The sequence below is a fragment of the Pseudomonas sp. W17 genome (assembly GCF_040268305.1).
Lineage (GTDB): Bacteria > Pseudomonadota > Gammaproteobacteria > Pseudomonadales > Pseudomonadaceae > Aquipseudomonas > Aquipseudomonas protegens.
This window is the reverse complement of the sequence record NZ_CP158490.1, coordinates 3753920-3772042: the sequence shown is the minus strand read 5'-3', so window position 1 is coordinate 3772042 and position 18123 is coordinate 3753920. Positions and strand designations below refer to the sequence as shown.

Below are 18123 nucleotides of genomic sequence, written 5' to 3'. Positions count from 1 at the left end.
GGTGGGAATGCAATGAATAAAAACAATGAATTTTAATTATCAAACCGCAGGGCCTAGCCTGTCCCGATCCTTTGAATGGAGCCCTGCCATGACCTCATCCTCGGTAAACCCGGCTGAAAAATTCGACCGCTCGCGGGCCGACGAATACGCCCGCCAGAGCCGTATCGCCCTGGCGGGCTACGACGCCTGCCATGACCTTGCCGCCTGCATGTTGGCGGCCAGCCTGGGTGAGGGGCGTGCGGCCCACATCCTGGCCGTGGGGGCCGGTGGCACGGCCCAGGAGATTATCGCCATGGCTTCCCTGGAACCGGGCTGGCGCTTTACCGCTGTAGACCCCTCGGCACCGATGCTGGAGACAGCGCGCCAGCAGTTGCAGGCGCAGGGTTTGCTGGAGAGGACCGAAGTGCGTCTGGCCACGGTGGACGAACTGGCGGCGGACGAACCCTTCGACGGGGCCACGCTGATCGGCGTGCTGCACCATCTGCCCGGTGATGAAGCCAAGCGGCAATTGCTGCGGGCCATCGCCCGGCGCCTCAAACCCGGCGCGCCGCTGATCGTCGCCGGCAATCACTACGCCTACGCCAGCCAGCCCCTGCTGCTGGCGGCCTGGGGGCAACGCTGGCGCCAGCAGGGCGCGACGGCGGATGAGGTACAAGCCAAGCTGGGGAAAATCCTTCAGGGCGCCGACCCGCCCCATTCCGAGGCGGCGGTGCAACGGTTGCTCGAAGAGGGCGGTTTCAGCGCGGGAACACGTTTCTTCAGCAGCCTGTTCTGGGGCGCCTGGCTGAGCCGCAAGAGTCGCTGAGGGGCCGCTCGAACATGCCTGGCACGCCTTCAGGCCGGCAAGTTCCACAAGGTCATCACTCATGGAGTGTCGCCGCATGCCGGGCCAGCCCGCGAGGCCGGTATCGCCTTTGAGCATCTGCTGTGCATGAGCAATGTGCCGCCACTGGCGGCCTCGCCCCCCTGTCGGGCAGCCCAGGCGCAGATTGCCGCGCGCCTGGGCATCAATGATCACGCGCCGGTCCTGCTCCTGGCCTGTTCCAGGTTGGCCGCGCCCAGCCAGTAGAACAGCCCGCCGGCGACTATGAACGCTCCCAGCATGTAGAAGATCCAGTGCGCCGGGTGGCTGGCCAGGAGCATGCCGCAGAGTATCGGGCCCAGTGCGCCGCCGAGGTTGGAGAGGTTCTGCGCGCCGTAATACAGGCCTCGCAGGTGTTCGGGGGCGATCAGGTCGATGAACATGTACTCGGCGGGAAATACGATGATTTCCCCCAGGGTGAACACCACCATCGACAGCACCCACAGCGCCAGGCTGGTGGCCAGGCCGAAGCCGCTGACCCCCAGCAGGAACAGGCCCAGCCCCAGCGCCAGCCAGCGGCTCAGGTGGCGCTGGGTAATCCTGCGGCCGATGGCGTATTGCAGGGCGATCACCAGCAGCGCATTGGTCGCCACCAGGGTGCTGATGATGCGATAGGTGGCCTCCGCCGAGGTGGTGACCACCAGGTACTGCGACAGGTACGCCGAGAACTGGCCAAAGACCACGGCGCTGAGCAGGCCGCCCAGGGTGAAGCACACCAGGCGGTAATCCCTTAGCAGCTGTTTGCCCAGGGCCGCGAAGGATAGCGGCGCTGGCGTCGGGCCGGCGGCGTTCAGCTGTCTGTCGCCCCAGCGCATATGGATCGCCAGGAACCCGGCGCCCAGGGCGGCGGAGATCAGGAACGGCAGGCTGATGTCCAGGCGCGCCAGCCCGGCGCCGAGGAACGGGCCCACGGCGTAGCCGATATTGGTCAGGGTGTATTTGATCGAGAAGGCTTCGCTGCGCTGTTCCACCGACAGGCGCTGGGCAAAGCCGGCCTTGATCGCGATGTCGATCACCGCATAGGCCAGGTTGACCAGCACCAGGCACAGGTAGAACAGCCACAGCTGGTGTGCACCGAAGGTGCCGATGAAGCCCAGGGTGAACAGCGCGCAGCAGGCCAGGATCAGCCGGTAGCTGGGCGTGCGGTCCACCAGGAAACCACCGTAGAGGCTCAGCAGCGAGCCGAGGATCATGCTGCTGCCGATCACCAGGCCGATGTCGCTCACTTGCAGGCCGAAAGCACTGCTCAGGTAGATCACCAGGTAGGGCAGGGTGATTGCCCGGGCCAGGGTCAGCACCAGGGTGCCGGCCAGCAGCAGGTTGATTGCTTTCGGGTAGCTTTTCAGGGTGCGCAGCATCCGTGCCTCATCGGTCTGTAACGGCGTTTTTGAGAATGGCAGCCAGCTTACTGGGGAATCTGGTTCTGTTTTATGATGTTTTTTACCCAGTGAATGGAATCAGATTCATGAATAAGAGGCGCCGATGTTTTCTTCCGAACGCTTGAAGGGGATCGATGTGTTTGTCTGCGTGGCCGACTGCGGCAGCTTCAAGGCCGCCGCCGAACGGCTCAACCTTACGGCTTCCGCCGTCAGCAAGGCCATCGCCCGGCTGGAAGGGCGCCTGCAGGCGCGGCTGTTCCAGCGCACCACCCGCAGCCTGGCGCTGACCGACGCGGGCACGGCCTTCTACCGCACCTGCAGCGGGGTGCTGGCAGACCTGGAAGAGGCCGAGCTGGCGCTGAACGCGGAAAACTCCGAGCTGCGGGGGCGGGTGCGCATCGACCTGCCCGGGACCTTCGGCCGCTCCCAGGTGCTGGGCGCCGTCCTGCGCTTTGCCCGGGAGCATCCGGGCTTGCAGCCGCACATCACCTTTTCCGCTCCCGGTGTCGAGCCGCTTGAAGCCGGTGCGGACATCGCCGTGCGCCTTGGCGGCTCGGGACAGTGGCCGGCGGCGCTGGGGCACCGCTGCCTGGGCCGCGAATGGCACCTGTTCTGCGCCTCGCCCGATTACCTGCGCAGCCATGGCGTGCCGCTGACCGACCAGGACCTTGAGCGCCATCAGTGCATTGCCTATGGCTGGGTGGATGGCCGGGTCAGCCCCTGGAACTTCGCCAGCGGCCGCCCGGGCGAGAGTGAGCGCCGGGTGATGTCCGCCAGTTGCGTGGTGGGCGATGGCGAGGGGCTGTTGATGGCGGTGCAGCAAGGCTATGGCATTGCGCAACTGCCTTCCTGGCTGGTCAAGCGCCAGTTGGAGGACGGAAGTCTGGTGGAGGTGCTGCCGCAATGGGCCAGCGAAGGGCAGGCGATCCATCTGCTGTGGCTGAAAAGCCGGCAGGGGTTGCCCAAGGTCAGTGCATTGCTGGAGATGCTGGAACGGAATCTGCGGGGATAACGATGAGAAAAAATGGCAGGGGCGGCTGGATTCGAACCAACGCATGGCAGGATCAAAACCTGCTGCCTTACCGCTTGGCGACGCCCCTGTAGCTGTTGCGACGTTACTTGCCTGAACTGCCGGCCCGGGGAGGACCGCTGCAAGAACGGGCGCAAATTTATCAACTTATGTGCCGGCTGTGAAGCCCCCCATGCAAAAAAATGAGTTTGAAAACAGCTGCTTAGTCTTTTTCAGGGCGATTTTATCCGTCCCGGGGTTCAAGGGACCAGGTAGCCGGGCTGTGAATCCTTCAGCGGCCGGGCCATGTCCAGTGCGCGGCGGATGGCCCGCAACTCCGCCCCTTCAAGGGCGCGCCGGCCAAATTGATAGTCGTCGCCCCCCGGGCCCAGGTGCACCGAAAGCAGCCCGAACAGCTGCTCGCCCACTGCTTCGATGAACATTTCCATATAGCTTTCGTAACGGCCGTAGGCGCACAGGTAGATCAGCCCCTGGACCTCGGCGCGCTCGCACTCGTGAATGTCATCCCAGGTCAGGCAACTGCCCTGTTCGCCACTGATCAGCGGCAGGTGCCAGGCGTTCGGTGCGAGCGGTTGGGCGCGCAGGGCCTCCGGCAGCGGCTGGCAGGACAGCACCTGGAAGCGGTACCTGAGCCTGCCATGGTGGTTGGCATGCCGTGGCGCGGGCGGCTTGGCGGCCGGGCCGGTGATCCGCACGTGCAGCAGGTGGCTCAGGGCGATTTCCGAGGGTTGCTCGTTCCAGCCATTGAGGTCCGCCAGCGGCGGGCACCAGATCAGTTGCAGGGTTTCACCGAGCACGATGCCGTCCTGGCGTTGGAAGAAGGCTGAGCTTTGCTCGCCCACCACTGGCAGCAGGTCGCGCAGCTGCAAGGTCGGCGCGCCGTAGTCGATGCCCAGGTCGGTGGACCAGAACAGCGGGGCGCAGGTTTTCAGGGTTACCGGCATGGACACGAGCCTGTGATGGGGAGGGGGAGGATTCTTCGGTAACTGGCGCCGGATGTCACCTCTGTCTGACTCAATCGGCTACATCCGCTGGCTCAATGTGACCGTGACAGGCCGCTGCCGCGCATTAGTATAGGGAGCCTTGGGCAAGACCTATAAGAACAGCAGAAGGACACACACGCATGCGACGCTGGAACGGCTGGGGGGATGCATCCACGGTGGTCGAATTGCCGGCCCAGGGCGCGGGGTTTCTCGCCGAGCGCCTGGGGCCGGGACGCAGGTTGCCGGAGGCGACCCTGGAGCAGGCCCTGGCCCGGGTGCCGGCGTCGCGCCTGCAAGCCCATGACTTGTACAGCATCAGCGCCGAGGACCGGCTGCTGCACGCCCGCGGCCAGAGCCTGGCGGACTGGCTGGCACTGCGCGAGGGCGAGCTGGGGGCCTACCCGGACGCCGTGGCGTTCCCGGAAACCGCCGAACAGATCCGCCAGTTGCTGGCCCTGGCCGAGGACCGCGACCTGTGCCTGATTCCCTACGGCGGGGGCACTTCGGTGGCCGGACACATCAACCCCGGCTGGTCCGAGCGGCCGGTGCTGACGGTGTCCCTGGCGCGCATGAGCCGCCTGCTGGACCTGGACGAAGACAGCCTGCTGGCGACCTTCGGTCCCGGGGCCAGTGGCCCTCAGGTGGAAAGCCAGCTGCGGGCCCGGGGCTACACCCTGGGGCACTTTCCCCAGTCCTGGGAACTGTCGACCCTGGGTGGCTGGGTCGCCAGCCGCTCCAGCGGCCAGCAGTCGTTGCGCTACGGGCGCATCGAGCAGCTGTTCGCCGGCGGCACCTTGGAAACCTTTGCCGGGCCAATGCCCATCGCCACCTTTCCGGCGTCCGCAGCCGGGCCGGACCTGCGCGAGGTGGTGCTGGGCAGCGAAGGGCGCTTCGGGATCATTTCCGAGGTCAAGGTGCGGGTCAGCCGCCTGCCCGATGACGAACGTTTCTACGGGGTGTTCCTGCCCGACTGGCAGCAGGCCCTGCAGGCGGTGCGCGCCCTGGCCCAGGCCCGGGTGCCGCTGTCGATGCTGCGCCTGTCCAATGCCCTGGAGACCGAAACCCAGCTGGCCCTGGCCGGCCACCCGACGCAGATCGCCTGGCTGGAAAAGTACCTGGCCTTGCGCGGCGCCGGGGCGGGCAAGTGCCTGTTGACCTTCGGCGTGACCGGCAACCGCCGGCAGAATGCCCTGTCCCTGCGCCAGGCGCGCCAGCACCTGAAGGCTTTCGGCGGGGTGTTCACCGGCACCCTGCTGGGCAAGAAATGGGCGCAGAACCGCTTTCGCTTTCCCTACCTGCGCGAAAGCCTGTGGAACGCCGGCTACCTGGTGGACACCCTGGAGACCGCCACCGACTGGAGCAATGTCGACCGCCTGCTGCAACGCATCGAGCAGAGCCTGCGTGACGGCCTGGCCGCCGAGGGCGAGCAGGTGCATGTGTTCACCCACCTGTCCCATGTCTATGGCGAAGGGTCGAGCATCTACACCACCTACGTGTTCCGCCCGGATGCCCAGTACCCGGCGACCCTGGCCCGTTGGCAGGCGCTCAAGCACGCTGCCAGCCAGACCATCGTCAACCACCGCGGCACCATCAGCCACCAGCACGGCGTGGGCAAGGACCATGCGCCGTACCTGCTGCGGGAGAAGGGCCCGCTGGCCATCGATGCGCTGCAGGCCCTGAGCCGCCACTTCGACCCGGCCGGGCGCCTCAACCCCGGCACCCTTTTGGAGCCCCGTGAACCATGAGCCAGGACTGGAATGCCCAGTGGCGCCAACAGGCGCTGCCCGGGCTGGCGGCGCAAGCCTGGGACCTGATCGTGATCGGCGGCGGCATCAGCGGCGCCGGCATCCTGCGCGAAGCGGCGCGGCGTGGCTGGCGCTGCCTGCTGCTGGAACAGCGAGACTTTGCCTGGGGCACCTCCAGCCGCTCCTCGAAGATGGTCCATGGCGGCTTGCGCTATATCGCCAAGGGCCAGTGGCGCCTGACCCGGGATTCGGTGCGCGAGCGCCAGCGCCTGTTGCAGGAGGCCCCGGGGCTGGTGGAGCCCATGAGCTTCCTGATGCCCCATTACCGCGGCAAGTTTCCCGGGCCCAGGGTGTTCGGCGGCCTGCTGGGTGTGTATGACGCCCTGGCCGGGCGGCGCAACCATCGCTTCCACGATGCCCGGCAGCTGGCTTTCCTGGCCCCGGGGGTCAAGGAGCCGGGGCTGTTGGGGGGGACCAGTTTTCTCGACGCCCTGACCGACGATGCGCGGCTGGTGATGCGCGTGCTGGCCGAGGCCCGGGCCGATGGCGCCCAAGTGTTCAACGGCGTTCGGGTCACCCGCCTTTTGCGCGAGAACGGGCGGGTCTGCGGGGTGCAGATCGAGGACAGCGAAGGCGGGCAGCCGCAGCAGGTGCGCTGCGCGGCCCTGGCGGTCGCTACCGGCGCCTGGGCCGAGCGCCTGCGCCCGGCGGACCGCGTGCGCCAGCTGCGGCCCTTGCGCGGCAGCCATCTGCTGCTGCCGGGCTGGCGCTTGCCGGTGGCCCAGGCCTTCAGCTTCATGCATGCCGAGGATGGCCGGCCGGTGTTCGTCTTCCCCTGGGAGGGCGCCACCGTGGTCGGCACCACCGACCTGGATCACCGCGATGACCTGGACCAGAGCGCCAGCATCAGCCAGGAAGAGCTTGAGTACCTGCTGGCCGCCTGCGCCCAGCAGTTTCCCCAGGCCCTGATCACTGCCGGCGACGTGCTGTCGACCTGGGCCGGGGTGCGCCCGGTGGTGGCCAGCAGCGACGGCCAGCAGGGCAAGCCTTCCAATGAAACCCGCGAGCATGTGCTGTGGCAGGAACCCGGCTGCGTGACCCTGGCCGGCGGCAAGCTCACCACCTTCCGGCCCCAGGCCATCGAAGTGCTGCAGGCCTGCGGAGCGATGCTCGGGCGTGAAGTGGTGGACGACGGCGCCCCGGTCTTCACGCCTGTGGCGCCCCTGGAGATCCCCGGCCTGAGCGGCGCCCAGGTGCGGCGCCTGGCTGGCCGCCACGGCCGCCATCTGCCGCGGCTGGCGCAGTGGGTGGCGACCCTGGGCGGCGATTGCGTCGGCGCCAGCGACACCCTGTGGGCCGAGCTGGCGTTTGCCGCCGAGGCGGAAATGGTCCTGCACCTGGACGACCTGCTGCTGCGCCGCACCCGCATCGGCTTGCTGCTGGCCGAGGGCGCCGCCCAATACCTGCCGGCCATCCGCCGCCTGTGCCAGCCACAGCTGGGCTGGGACGACGAGCGCTGGCAGGCCGAGGAACAGCGCTACCGGGCCCTGTGGCAACGCCATCACAGCCTGCCGCCACTCGCCTAACGATGCTCAACCAAGAGAGCCCCATGGATAACCACAACAACAATAAGCAGGACTACCTGCTGGCCATCGACAATGGCACCCAGAGCGTTCGTGCGCTGCTGTTCGACCTCAAAGGCAACCTGCTGGGCAAGGGCAAGGTGGAGCTTGAAGCCTATTTTTCCAGCCGGCCCGGCTGGGCCGAACAGCACCCGGACTACTACTGGGCCAAGCTCGGCGAAGCCTGCCAACTGCTCTGGCAGCAGACCGGCATCGACCGTTCGCAGATCCGCGGCGTGTCCCTGACCACCCAGCGCGGCACCCTGATCAACGTCGATGCCCAGGGCCGCGCGCTGCGCCCGGCGATCCTCTGGCTCGACCAGCGCCAGGCCGAGGTCGAAGGCAAGATCAAGGGGCCCTGGGGCTGGTTGTTCAAGTTGATCGGCGCCGAGGCCACGGTGGATTATTTTCGCGCCCAGGCCGAGGCCAACTGGGTGGCTCAGGAGCAGCCCGAGGTGTGGGCCGCCACCGACAAGTTCCTGTTGCTCTCGGGCTTTCTCACCCATCGCCTGACCGGCAATTTCGTCGACTCGGTGGGCTGCTGCGTGGCCTACCTGCCGTTCGACTACAAGCGCCTGCGCTGGGCCGCCCCCAGTGACTGGAAGTGGCAGGCCCTGGCGGTGCGCCAGGAGCAGTTGCCGACCCTGCTCAAGCCCGGGGAGACCCTGGGCCGGATCACCGCCGAGGCCAGCCGCCATACCGGCATACCCGAAGGCCTGCCGCTGATTGCCGCGGGTGCCGACAAGGCCTGCGAAGTGCTGGGCTCGGGCGTCCAGGACTCCACCACCGCCTGCCTGTCCTACGGCACCACGGCCACCATCACCACCACCCGTTCGCGCTACCTGGAGGTGGTGCCTTTGATACCGCCGTACCCGGCGGCGGTGCCGGACCACTACAACTGCGAGGTGATGATCTTTCGCGGCTACTGGATGGTCAGCTGGTTCAAGCAGCAGTTCGGCCTGCGCGAAGTGCAGCAGGCGGCGGAGCAGGGGCTGGAGCCGGAGCAGCTGTTCGACGCCCTGGTCCAGGCGGTGCCGCCCGGGTCCATGGGCCTGACCCTGCAACCCTACTGGTCGCCGGGCATCCGCGAGCCGGGCATGGAAGCCAAGGGGGCGATGATCGGCTTTGGCGACGTGCACACCCGGGCGCACATCTACCGGGCCATTCTCGAAGGCCTGGCCTATGCCCTGCGCCAGGGCATGGAGCGCATCGAAAAGCGCTCCAGGCTGAAGATCAGCCGCCTGCGGGTGGCCGGCGGCGGCTCCCAGAGCGACGCGGCCATGCAACTGACGGCGGACATCTTCGGCCTGCCGGTGGAGCGGCCCCATGTCTATGAAGCCTCCGGGCTGGGTGCGGTGATCGCCTGCGCAGTGGGCCTGGGGCTGTACCCGGACTTCGCCACGGCCATCAGTGCCATGACCCGGGTTGGCGCAGTGTTCGAGCCCCAGCCCCAGGCGCAGCAGATGTACCAGCGGCTGTACAGCGAGGTCTACCTGCGCATGTACCGCCAGCTCAAGCCGCTGTACCAGAGCATTCGCGAGATCACCGGTTACCCGGCTTAGCGAAAGCGCCGGCCAGTGGCCGGCAGGGGGGCGAACCTCTGCGGGGTAAAAAGTCCTTCCAGGCGCCAGGGCTGATCTATCGTGATCAAGGGGCAGGGCCCCTTCGCCCCCCACGCCTGCGAGACGAGCATGTTTCCTGGCGAAAAAAGCCAAATTCCCCTGTGTTCTCTTCGTTCTTTCCTACGTCGCACCTTGCATTGCCCTCTTTCTGCCGGTCGGAGTTTTCTCGATGTCTTCCCCAAAATCCTTGCCTACGGCCCTGTTGGGCCTGGCCCTGGCCTGCCCGGCATTTGCCGAAAACCGTGCCCTGGAGCTGGCTCCGGCGCAGGTCCTGGGCCAGGAACAGGGCGGTGAGGGGCAGCCGGCGCAGGAAGCCGCGGCGCGGCTGGCCCAGGTGCCCGGCGGCACCAATGTGGTGGACATGCGCCGCCCGCTGCAGGGCCGGGTGGCCAGCAACCAGGATGTGCTGGCCTACCAGCCGGGGGTCTATGCCCAGTCGGCGGGCAACGAAGGGGTGAAGATCTCGATCCGCGGCTCGGGCATCAACCGCGCGCCGGGTGCCCATGCCTCGGGGTTGTATACGATGCTCGACGGCTTGCCCCTGACCGGCCCCGGTGGCACGCCCTATGAATTGCTGGAGCCCTTGTGGGTCGACCACGTGGAAGTGCTGCGCGGCGCCAACGGGTTCGACCGTGGCGCCCTGGCCCTGGGCGGGGCCATCGACTACGTCAGCCACACCGGCTATGACGCACCGCTGTTGCAGGTGCGCTACGCCACTGGCAGCCACGGTTATCAGCAGCGTCAGGTCAGTTCCGGGCAAGTGCTGGGGGATTTCGACTATTACGTGTCATTGACCGACTCCAATGCCGACGGCTACCAGGATCACACCCGCAGCCAGAGCAAGGGGCTGATCGGCAACTTCGGCTACCGCTTCAACCCGAACCTGGAAACCCGCTTCTACCTGCGCTACCGCGAGACCGACAACGATCTGGCCGGGCGCGTGACCAAGCGCTCCATCGAACACGACCCGCGGGCGGCCAACCCGGCCTACGTCAGCCGCGACGACCGGCGCAAGCAGCCGGGCAGTACCTTTGTCGGCAACAAGACCACCTATTACCTGGACGACGATTCGAGTATCCAGGCCGGGCTGGTGTACCACGACTACCCCATGGACCTGCGCGAAGGCCCCAACCGTCTGAAGGTGGCCTACAGCGACGTCAGCGGCACCCTGGACTACAAGCGCCGCGACAGCCTCTGGGGCCTGGAAAGCCGCAGCACCCTGGGCCTGCGGGTGACCAAGCACCTGCCCAATGACGGTGCCAGCGAGTTCGTGCGCATTCCCACCGGCAATACCGCGAACTACGCGCCGGGCACGCGGATCCGCAACTTCACTTACCAGGGCTCGGACACCGTCCTGCACGTTGGCAATGACCTGGAGATCGCCGACGACCTGTGGCTGACCACCGGGCTGGCGGCCATCTACACCCGCCGCGAAAGCGCGGTGACCTACCCCGAGGGCGGCGGCAAGACCAGCCTTGGCGACTGGGACTACGCGCCGCGCCTGGGCCTGCGCTACCAACTGAACCCGGATCTGCAACTGTTCGCCAACCTCAGCCGCTCGGTGGAAGCGCCACACCCCTGGTCGCTGATCTACAGCGCCAACCAGCGTTTTCCGGCCGGCAGCGGCGTCGCCACCGGCGCCCAGCGCGACCCGGTCAAGCTGCGCAATCAGACCGCTACCACCCTGGAACTGGGCGGGCGTGGCGACAGCAGCCTGGGCCAGTGGAGCCTGGCCTGGTACTACGCCCAGGTGCGCCACGAACTGCTTTCGGTGCTGCCGGATGCCAACGCCATCACGCCTTACGAACTCAACGCCAGCCCCACCGTGCACCAGGGCGTGGAGGCCAGCCTGCACAGCGAGCTGTGGTCGCGCCCGGGCGTCGGCCGCCTGAGCTTGCGCCAGGCCTATACCTTCAGTGATTTCCACTACCGCGACGATCAGCGTTTCGCCGACAACCGCCTGCCGGGCCTGCCCATGCACTACTACCAGGGCGAGCTGCGCTACGACTGGCCCCTGGGCTTCTTCGCCGCGGTCAATACCCAGCTGGTGTCCAAGGTGGCGGTGGATTACGCCAACAGCTACTACGCCGATCCCTATGCGCTGTTCGGCGCCACCCTGGGCTACAACGCGCCGAAGAACGACTGGCAGACCTGGGTCGATGTGCGCAACCTGACCGACAAGCGCTACGCCGCCACCGTCACTCCAGGCTACGACGACAAGGGGCAGGATCTGGCGCGCTCGACGCCGGGGGAAGGACTGGGGGTGTACCTGGGGGTGTCCTGGAGCCTGCGCTGAAAGCAGGGCCGCGAGCGGGCTCGGCCCCAGGCTCAGTTGCGAAAATACAGCTCGTCCAGCTGCCGCCGGCGTATCACCAGGTACTCCTCCCAGACCTTGGGGAAATCCTCGTCCCGGGTCAGGGGGAAGGTCAGGTAGTAAGTCCGACCGCTGACACTGATGTACTCCCGCACCCGCTTGTACGCCGGCTGTTCCAGCAGCGAGATGTATTCGTCATAGGCGTAGTGGTAGTGGGAAATCGTCACCCGATGGGGCGCGATCATGCAGCGGGAGAAGTCGATCACCCAGCCATGGCTCATGTCGCTGCCCAGGTAGCCGTAGACCCCATCCTCGGAGAGGCTGATGGCTTTTCGTGCCTGTACGCCATCCTCATCGTTGACCAGCACGATCTGGCTTTCGAAATAGCGGATGGCCTGCTGCTCGGGGCCGCGCAACTGCAGGTTCCAGCCGACGGCGCCCATGCGAAACTCGCCCTGCTCGGTATATTCGGCAGTCCAGCCGTTGGCAAGGGTAATGCTGTGTGTGGTCATTGTCGTCCTGGTGATGGCTGTCCCTGAAGGCTGGGGATTGTACGTCAGCCGCTGTGCGAAACGGCAGGGCCCGTGGCGCCCGGTCAGTCATGCCAGCATGCGAGCTGTCCTGTGACTGTGGCCGTGCCCTGGCTAGTTCGCCAGTGCGTGGCGCAGATGCGCCAGGGCCCGGGTTTCGACCTGGCCCTGGTCGCTCCCCGGATTGAAGACCGCGCAGCAGGCGCTGGTGCCGGCGACGTTGGTGCGATAGACCGCCAGCGTGCTGCCGGGGCCGCTGCCGGTGTGGCCGTAGAGCGTCAGGCCAGACTCGACACTGCCCACCATCAGGCCCATGGCATAGCCGGGAGCGACCCAGGGCCGGCCAGCCATCGGCCCGCCCAGAACCTGGGCCTGCTGCATGCCTGCCAGCAGTGCCGGGGGCAATAGCGCGCCGCTCAACAGCCGATCCAGCAGCAGCGCCGCCTCCGCCAGGGGCCCCACCAGCAGGCCGTGGTAGACCCAGCCGGGGTGGTAGTCGCCCAACTGGCCCAGGTCCACATCCCGCAGGTCTTCGCGGGTCACGGCGAGGCGCGTGCGAGACACGCCCAGGGGCGCCAGTACCCGTTGTTGCAGGGCAAGGTGCAGGGGCAGGTCCGTCGCCTGCTGGATCAGCTGCGCCACGAACAGGTAGCCCACATTGGAGTAGCGCCACTGGCTGCCGGGGGCGTAGCGCAGGCGGCTGGCGTCCAGGCGCTGCAGCATCTGTGCACCGGGCCATGCATCCTCGTTGCGCAAAACCGCGTTGTGGTAGTCGCTCAGCTCGCTGTAGTCCGCCAGCCCGGCCTGATGCCGCAGCAACTGGCGCAGGGTGAAGGGGCCCTGGGGCAGCGGCTCATCCAGCCCCAGCAGGCCGTCGCGCACCAGGGTCAGGGCCGCTGCGCAAAGCACGGTCTTGGTGAAGCTCCACCAGGGCACCAGTGGCTGGGGTTGCTGTGGGGCCAGCGGTTGGCCGTTGTGGATCAGGGCATGAAGCACGGAGGGGATGTCCTTGATGGGCTGTGTTGATGCGCGCTGTTGGGGCAATCAGGCCGTGAGCGGCCCTGCAGGGTACGGCATAATGCGCGGCCGTTTTGGCTAAACCTAGGAATTGATCAGGAGGATCAGGCTGGCTATGTACAGACTTGGGCACATGATAGACAACCAGTGGGTTGAGCACAGCTATCCGCCGGTATTCGTGTTGGCCCCCATTGGCGAGGGGCAGCGCGTGGTGGCGGGCGTTCCAGGCTCGGACCCGCAGGTCCTGCTCAGCCTGCTGGGCTGCCTGGCCGAACCGCTGGTGCTGTTGTTCGTGCTGCACACGCCCCGGGACGAATCGCAAGCCGGACGCTACTGGAGCCCGCAGCTGTCGCGTGAAGACGTTCAGGATTTCATCTACGACTTCAAGCCACTGCTCTGTGGCGACAGCCGTTTCGACCTGTGGGTCCACTCGCCCGAGCAACAGGCCACCGTGGTCTGGGACCGGCACAACCTGATCTATGGCTACGGGCCGCTGGAAGACTACGCCACGGCCCTGCGCGCACTGGGCTTCGACCATGGCGAGCCGCAGTTGCCCGTGCCCCATACCCACCACTACCACCCGCAGCTGGATGACCTGTGCCGGCAGTTGCTCACCCACTTCGATTGGCAGCACTCGCCATTGCGACCAGAGGATGAGCAGTGAGGGAGTGAGGTTAAGTCCAGGGTTTGCAGACCCTGGGCCGGAGCCGGCATGAGGGGGGAAACGCCCGGATCAGGCTTGAATCGGCTGGCCGATGCAGCGCTGGAAGAGCTGTTCCATAGGCTCCAGATGGCCGTTGTAGGCAGCGATATTGGCCAGGATCCACTCATCGCTCTCGATGCTCCACCAGCTGATTTCAAATCCGGCATTCATGATCAGGTGTTCGAACAGGATGCGTTGTGCTCGGCCATTACCGTCGCGAAATGGATGCACTACATTGAGTTCGGAATAGGCCTGGGCAACAGCGGCTATCAGTTCTGTACGCTGCATGCCGTCGAACCAGTTGGCCGCGGCCATGATCTTGAAGATCTTGCCGGCTTCTTTCTCCATGTAGGCCGGTTGGCAGAAGCGTGTGTCCTGCTTGGATATGCCCACTGTTCGAAGTTCTCCGGCCCAGTCATACAGATCCGCGAACAGAGTCAGGTGAATGCTCTTGAGATAGTTCAGGTCATAGGGTGGAGGGCTGAACTCGAGGCTTTCTGCAGCCAGGGTGGAGAACAGCTGTTCAGCGGTGCTCAGGCTCAGATCGTTGCGAATGCCGAGTTTGTTACGCAGCACAACAGAGTTGGGGTAACAGTAGGGATCCTGGCCAACTCCATATTTGTCGGACATCAGGCTTTGGACTTGGTGAAGGCCTTCAGCAGTTCCTCTCGCGAAGGCAGGGCACGCTCAGCGTCTGCGGGAGAGACCTTGAAGCCTTCCAGGCGCAGGCTGGCTGCGTAGTTGGATTTGCGGGTCTTGGCGGCGTAAGCCTTCTTGGCTTCCAGGCTGATGGTTCCCATGGGGAGGTCTCAATGGCGTGAGTGGACGAATTATAGTCGATCTCGCTAGAGGGCCGCAGCGCTAGCCCTTTGCAATCAGTTGTCCGAGCCTGGTGCAGGTCAGTCAAATGGCAAGTGGATTACCCGCGGCGTGAATCGGGGCCGTTGCGGCCCCGGTCCCGGTTTGTCACTGGCCGCTGTGCAAGGCCGGAGTCCGTGGTGGGATAAGGCGCTTGCTGCCGGTGGATTCGAAGGCCGACGCCAGGCGCAGCAGGCTCGAATCATCATAGGCGCGGCCGGCGAAGGTCAGGCCGACCGGCATGCCGATGTCCGCCATGACGCCCATGGGCACGGTAACGGTGGGCACCCCCAGGTGGCGGATGGCGAGGTTGCCGTTGGCGACCCACACGCCATTGCTCCAGGCGATGTCTGCCGACTCGGGGTTGATATCGGCATCGGCCGGGCCAACGTCGGCCACGGTGGGGAACAGCACGGCGTCCAGCCCCAGGCGGTCCATCCAGTCTTCCAGATCGATGCGCCGGGTCTGCTCCAGGCCGCGCAGGCCGTCGGCCAGGGTGGCGATCTGGTCCCAGGTCTTGAGCCCGCGCTTGGCCATGTTCACGTATTCGTCCATGCCGGCGGCCAGGTCGTCTTCGCGGTTGGGCAGGGTGCCGGGGTCGTGGGGGAAGATCTGCGGCCCGTCGACATCCGCCAGGCGGTTGAGCTTGGGATCGTCGTTGGCCCGCAGGAAGTCGTCGAAGGCCCAGCCCGAGAGTTCCCACAACTCGTCGTGGAGGAACTCCTTGCTGACCAGGCCGCGGTTGTACACGGTCGGCGCGCCGGGGCGGTCGCCCTCGCAGTTGGACACCAGGGGGAAGTCCACTTCCAGCACGTGCGCGCCGGCGGCTTCCAGGGCCTGGCGCGCCTGTTCCCAGAGGCTGATCACCGAGGGCCGGGTATGGATGCGCTGGCCGGTGGGGCCGCCGATGCCCGGTTTCTCGCTGGTGCCGGCCTCAGGGTCGGCATTGATGTACATGCGCGGCACGCCAAGGCGCTTGCCCTTGAGCGCCGCGGCGCCGGCCGCCAGCTGCGGGTAGGAGGCCGGGCGCACCGAAGCGACGCTGGGGATCGGCACCCAGGGCTGCAGGCGCCACAGGTCGCCGCGGGTGTCCGGGTCTTCGGCCACCACCACATCCAGCACTTCCAGGAGGTCGGCCATGGTCCGGGCAAAAGGCACCACCACGTCCATGGTCGGGGTCAGCGGCCAGTTGCCGCGCACCGAGATCACCCCGCGCGACGGGGTGTAGGCGCACAGCCCGTTGTTGGAGGCCGGGCCACGGCCGCTGGACCAGGTTTCCTCGGCCAGGCCGAAGGCGGCGAAGCTGGCGGCGGTGGCGGTGCCGGCGCCATTGGACGAGCCCGAGGCGAAGGGCGCAGTCAGGTAAGCGGCGTTGTACGGGCTTTCGGCGCGGCCATACACGCCGCGCTGCATGCCGCCGTTGGCCATGGGCGGCATGTTGGTCTTGCCCAGGCAGATGGCCCCGGCAGCCCGTAGGCGCTCGATGGTGAAGGCGTCGCGGTAGGCCACCAGCTCGGCGAAGGCCGGGCTGCCGGAAGCAGCCGTCAGGCCCTTGACCAGGTAGCTGTCCTTGGCGGTGTAGGGAATACCGTCCAGCGGGCCCAGGGTCTGGCCCTTGGCGCGGCGCTCATCGGCGGCCCGTGCCTCGTTCAGCGCCTCGGGGTTGCGCACCACCACGGCGTTGAGGGCGGTGGCGGTGTTCGGGCCGTCATAGGCCTCGATCCGCGCCAGATAGGCCTGGACCAGTTCCACCGAGGTGGTCTGCCCGGATTCCAGGGCGGCGCGCAGGTCGGCAATGGAAACTTCGGTGACTTCGATCATGCTGCTACCGCCGTTGGCTGGTGGGTGATGAGGTGCAGAGGGCGCAACGGGGCGCGGGTTTTCGGGTATTGGCTGTGCATGGTGATTCTCGTGGTACGGCTGGGCACGACAAGGGTGGCAAGGAAAACTGTGGGCCTTTTTAGCATCTAGTGCGGGGCAGAGGAATCGGCTTGATGGATTATTGCTTCAGGCCAACTGCGCCAGGGCCTGCGGGCTCCACGTTGAACTCGCCAAGGTAGTCCAGGGTTGCCGTGCTGGCGGGCTGGCGTTGATTGGCGCCGCCGGAGATCGATTTGCGGTCACCGTAAATCGACTCGCAGCCAACGATGATGAAATGGCTGTAGCCGGAGTCGATGCGCGTGCGCAGCTGGTGTTTTTCGGCGTCGCTGCGGATCAGCGATTCCAGGTATTGCGGGCCGTCTTCACTGCCGATCAGCTCGACGAAATCGGAGTCCATGTAGTACCCCAGCTCCTGTTTGAGGCGCCAGCTGGGGTTGCGTGCCTCCCAGGCGCTGAACTCGGCATCGCTGACATCAGCCGCGGGTTCGGGCTCCCACTGTTCGAAGGCAAACCGTTCGGCCTCTGCCTGGTCCGGGAACCGGGCAGCGAATAGGTAGAAAGGAAAGTAGGGATCGGCTTCTGACATGGACGGCTAGGCTCCTTGGTTCAGATCAGGCTGGCGCGCTGCAACTGGCTGACATGACCATGGCCGGCGGCGCTCAAGCGCGCGGCCAGGTCTTCCCGGGCCTGGGCCCCGCCGCTGCGCACGTACTCCAGCTCCGCGGCGGTGATCAGCACCACCGGCACCAGGGTTACGGGGGACAGCGGCATGTCTTCCAGGCGTGTCGGGAAGTCCGGGGCCGGGCCGCCCACCAGTACCCCGGCGCAGTCGTCGGCGCTGATGAAATGCGCTGGCAGTTGCTCGCTCATGGCGCGGGACTGGCTGACCCCGGGCAGTTCCAGGGACAGCACCCCGTAGCGCTGCAGGCGTGCAGTGAGGCCACCGGCATCGGCCGTGGTGTTGGCCACGCAGCGCAGCAGTTCGAAAGCCCAGCTATCGGCGAACGGGTAGACATCACCCACCGCGCCCTGGGCATGGGGTGGGATGTCCGGGGTTTCGACGAACAGTTCCATCTCGAAACCATTGCCCAGATCATCACCTGTGACCCCATCGAACGGGTCGGACAGGCCCTCGGTGGCGAGAATGATGCCGTTGTTGCGACGCACGATGCGATAGGCCTGGCGCGTGGAGGGCCAGTGCGAGCCACCCATGAAACTGGGGCTGATGGCGAAGCCCAGGACGTCTTGCTCACAGTGACCGACCGCTTGCCAGTGGCGATCGAGGCAGGCGGCACCGGCCTCCATCAGGGCAATGCCGGCCAGCTCTGCTTGGGTTGGCTGGTACTGGGCGTAGGGCTCCTCTGCGGCGGCCGGCTCGCCGGCGGGCAGGGTGGGCTCGGCCTTTTGTGGCGCCGGCTTTTTGAAGACGCTGAGCAGTTTTTCCAGGAAATTCATCGGGCGATCCTTGCGGGGCAAGTGCGTTGCACAAGGCGCGCAGCACAGGGGTAGAGAGAGGGGGCACATTGTGACGGGTTTGCCGTGCCCATGGAAACCGACGGATGCAAGTTGCACGAAGC

Annotated in this window: 16 protein-coding genes and 1 tRNA gene; 7 read left to right on the top strand and 10 right to left on the bottom strand. The window is 66.4% G+C overall.

From position 1 onward, the window contains the following. Positions 1 to 88: 88 nt before the first annotated feature. Positions 89 to 805, top strand: a complete 717-nt coding sequence (locus ABCR88_RS17325) for a class I SAM-dependent methyltransferase (protein WP_053158213.1) — start codon at positions 89 to 91, stop codon at positions 803 to 805. Positions 806 to 1014: 209 nt separating this feature from the next. Here ABCR88_RS17325 and ABCR88_RS17320 read toward each other — a convergent pair whose 3' ends face one another. Then, positions 1015 to 2220 carry an MFS transporter gene (locus ABCR88_RS17320; protein WP_350402842.1) on the bottom strand — a complete coding sequence of 402 codons (1206 nt, stop codon included), beginning with the start codon at positions 2218 to 2220 and terminating at the stop codon, positions 1015 to 1017. Between the two features lie 124 nt (positions 2221 to 2344). Between ABCR88_RS17320 and ABCR88_RS17315 the strand changes: the two genes are divergently transcribed. After that, the gene (locus ABCR88_RS17315) at positions 2345 to 3253 is read left to right on the top strand and encodes a LysR family transcriptional regulator (RefSeq protein WP_015635442.1); all 909 of its coding nucleotides are present in this window, start codon (positions 2345 to 2347) and stop codon (positions 3251 to 3253) included. 13 nt (positions 3254 to 3266) lie between these two features. Here the strand turns inward: ABCR88_RS17315 and ABCR88_RS17310 are convergent. Then, positions 3267 to 3341 (bottom strand) — tRNA-Gln (locus ABCR88_RS17310). A gap of 169 nt (positions 3342 to 3510) precedes the next feature. Beyond that, positions 3511 to 4215 carry a hypothetical protein gene (locus ABCR88_RS17305; RefSeq protein ID WP_350402840.1) on the bottom strand — a complete coding sequence of 235 codons (705 nt, stop codon included), beginning with the start codon at positions 4213 to 4215 and terminating at the stop codon, positions 3511 to 3513. 179 nt (positions 4216 to 4394) lie between these two features. On the opposite strand from ABCR88_RS17305, the gene ABCR88_RS17300 reads away from it, so the two are divergent. The 4 genes from ABCR88_RS17300 (at position 4395) to ABCR88_RS17285 (ending at position 11539) form a co-directional block, all read left to right on the top strand. Continuing rightward, positions 4395 to 5999: an FAD-binding oxidoreductase gene (locus ABCR88_RS17300; protein WP_011061059.1), complete on the top strand. Its 1605-nt coding sequence runs from the start codon at positions 4395 to 4397 to the stop codon at positions 5997 to 5999. Beyond that, positions 5996 to 7585: a glycerol-3-phosphate dehydrogenase/oxidase gene (locus ABCR88_RS17295; protein ID WP_065363926.1), complete on the top strand. Its 1590-nt coding sequence runs from the start codon at positions 5996 to 5998 to the stop codon at positions 7583 to 7585. Before ABCR88_RS17300 ends, ABCR88_RS17295 begins: the two co-directional genes overlap by 4 nt. Positions 7586 to 7608: 23 nt before the next feature. Then, entirely contained in the window at positions 7609 to 9183 is a 1575-nt protein-coding gene (locus ABCR88_RS17290) for an FGGY-family carbohydrate kinase (protein ID WP_011061061.1), read from the top strand. Positions 9184 to 9412: 229 nt separating this feature from the next. Next, positions 9413 to 11539: a TonB-dependent receptor gene (locus ABCR88_RS17285; RefSeq protein ID WP_350402837.1), complete on the top strand. Its 2127-nt coding sequence runs from the start codon at positions 9413 to 9415 to the stop codon at positions 11537 to 11539. Between the two features lie 32 nt (positions 11540 to 11571). On the opposite strand, the gene ABCR88_RS17280 is transcribed toward ABCR88_RS17285, so the two are convergent. Further along, the gene (locus ABCR88_RS17280) at positions 11572 to 12069 is read right to left on the bottom strand and encodes a hypothetical protein (RefSeq protein WP_019094881.1); all 498 of its coding nucleotides are present in this window, start codon (positions 12067 to 12069) and stop codon (positions 11572 to 11574) included. A 132-nt stretch (positions 12070 to 12201) separates the two neighbouring features. After that, entirely contained in the window at positions 12202 to 13101 is a 900-nt protein-coding gene (locus tag ABCR88_RS17275; RefSeq protein ID WP_350404903.1) for a serine hydrolase domain-containing protein, read from the bottom strand. A 136-nt stretch (positions 13102 to 13237) separates the two neighbouring features. Between ABCR88_RS17275 and ABCR88_RS17270 the strand changes: the two genes are divergently transcribed. Continuing rightward, positions 13238 to 13768, top strand: a complete 531-nt coding sequence (locus ABCR88_RS17270; RefSeq protein WP_350402835.1) for a hypothetical protein — start codon at positions 13238 to 13240, stop codon at positions 13766 to 13768. Positions 13769 to 13837: 69 nt separating this feature from the next. Here the strand turns inward: ABCR88_RS17270 and ABCR88_RS17265 are convergent, their stop codons facing one another. The 5 genes from ABCR88_RS17265 to ABCR88_RS17245 form a co-directional block, all read right to left on the bottom strand. Continuing rightward, positions 13838 to 14437, bottom strand: a complete 600-nt coding sequence (locus ABCR88_RS17265) for a putative adenosine monophosphate-protein transferase Fic (protein ID WP_041117964.1) — start codon at positions 14435 to 14437, stop codon at positions 13838 to 13840. Further along, positions 14437 to 14607: a YhfG family protein gene (locus ABCR88_RS17260; RefSeq protein WP_144404858.1), complete on the bottom strand. Its 171-nt coding sequence runs from the start codon at positions 14605 to 14607 to the stop codon at positions 14437 to 14439. The genes ABCR88_RS17265 and ABCR88_RS17260 overlap by 1 nt, the downstream gene beginning before the upstream one ends. Positions 14608 to 14773: 166 nt before the next feature. Then, positions 14774 to 16486 carry an amidase gene (locus ABCR88_RS17255; protein WP_350402832.1) on the bottom strand — a complete coding sequence of 571 codons (1713 nt, stop codon included), beginning with the start codon at positions 16484 to 16486 and terminating at the stop codon, positions 14774 to 14776. A gap of 178 nt (positions 16487 to 16664) precedes the next feature. Next, positions 16665 to 17132 (bottom strand): hypothetical protein, encoded by a 468-nt coding sequence (locus ABCR88_RS17250; protein ID WP_350402830.1) that lies wholly within the window; start codon positions 17130 to 17132, stop codon positions 16665 to 16667. 20 nt (positions 17133 to 17152) lie between these two features. Then, positions 17153 to 18118: a suppressor of fused domain protein gene (locus ABCR88_RS17245; protein WP_232642258.1), complete on the bottom strand. Its 966-nt coding sequence runs from the start codon at positions 18116 to 18118 to the stop codon at positions 17153 to 17155. Between the last annotated feature and the right edge of the window lie 5 nt (positions 18119 to 18123).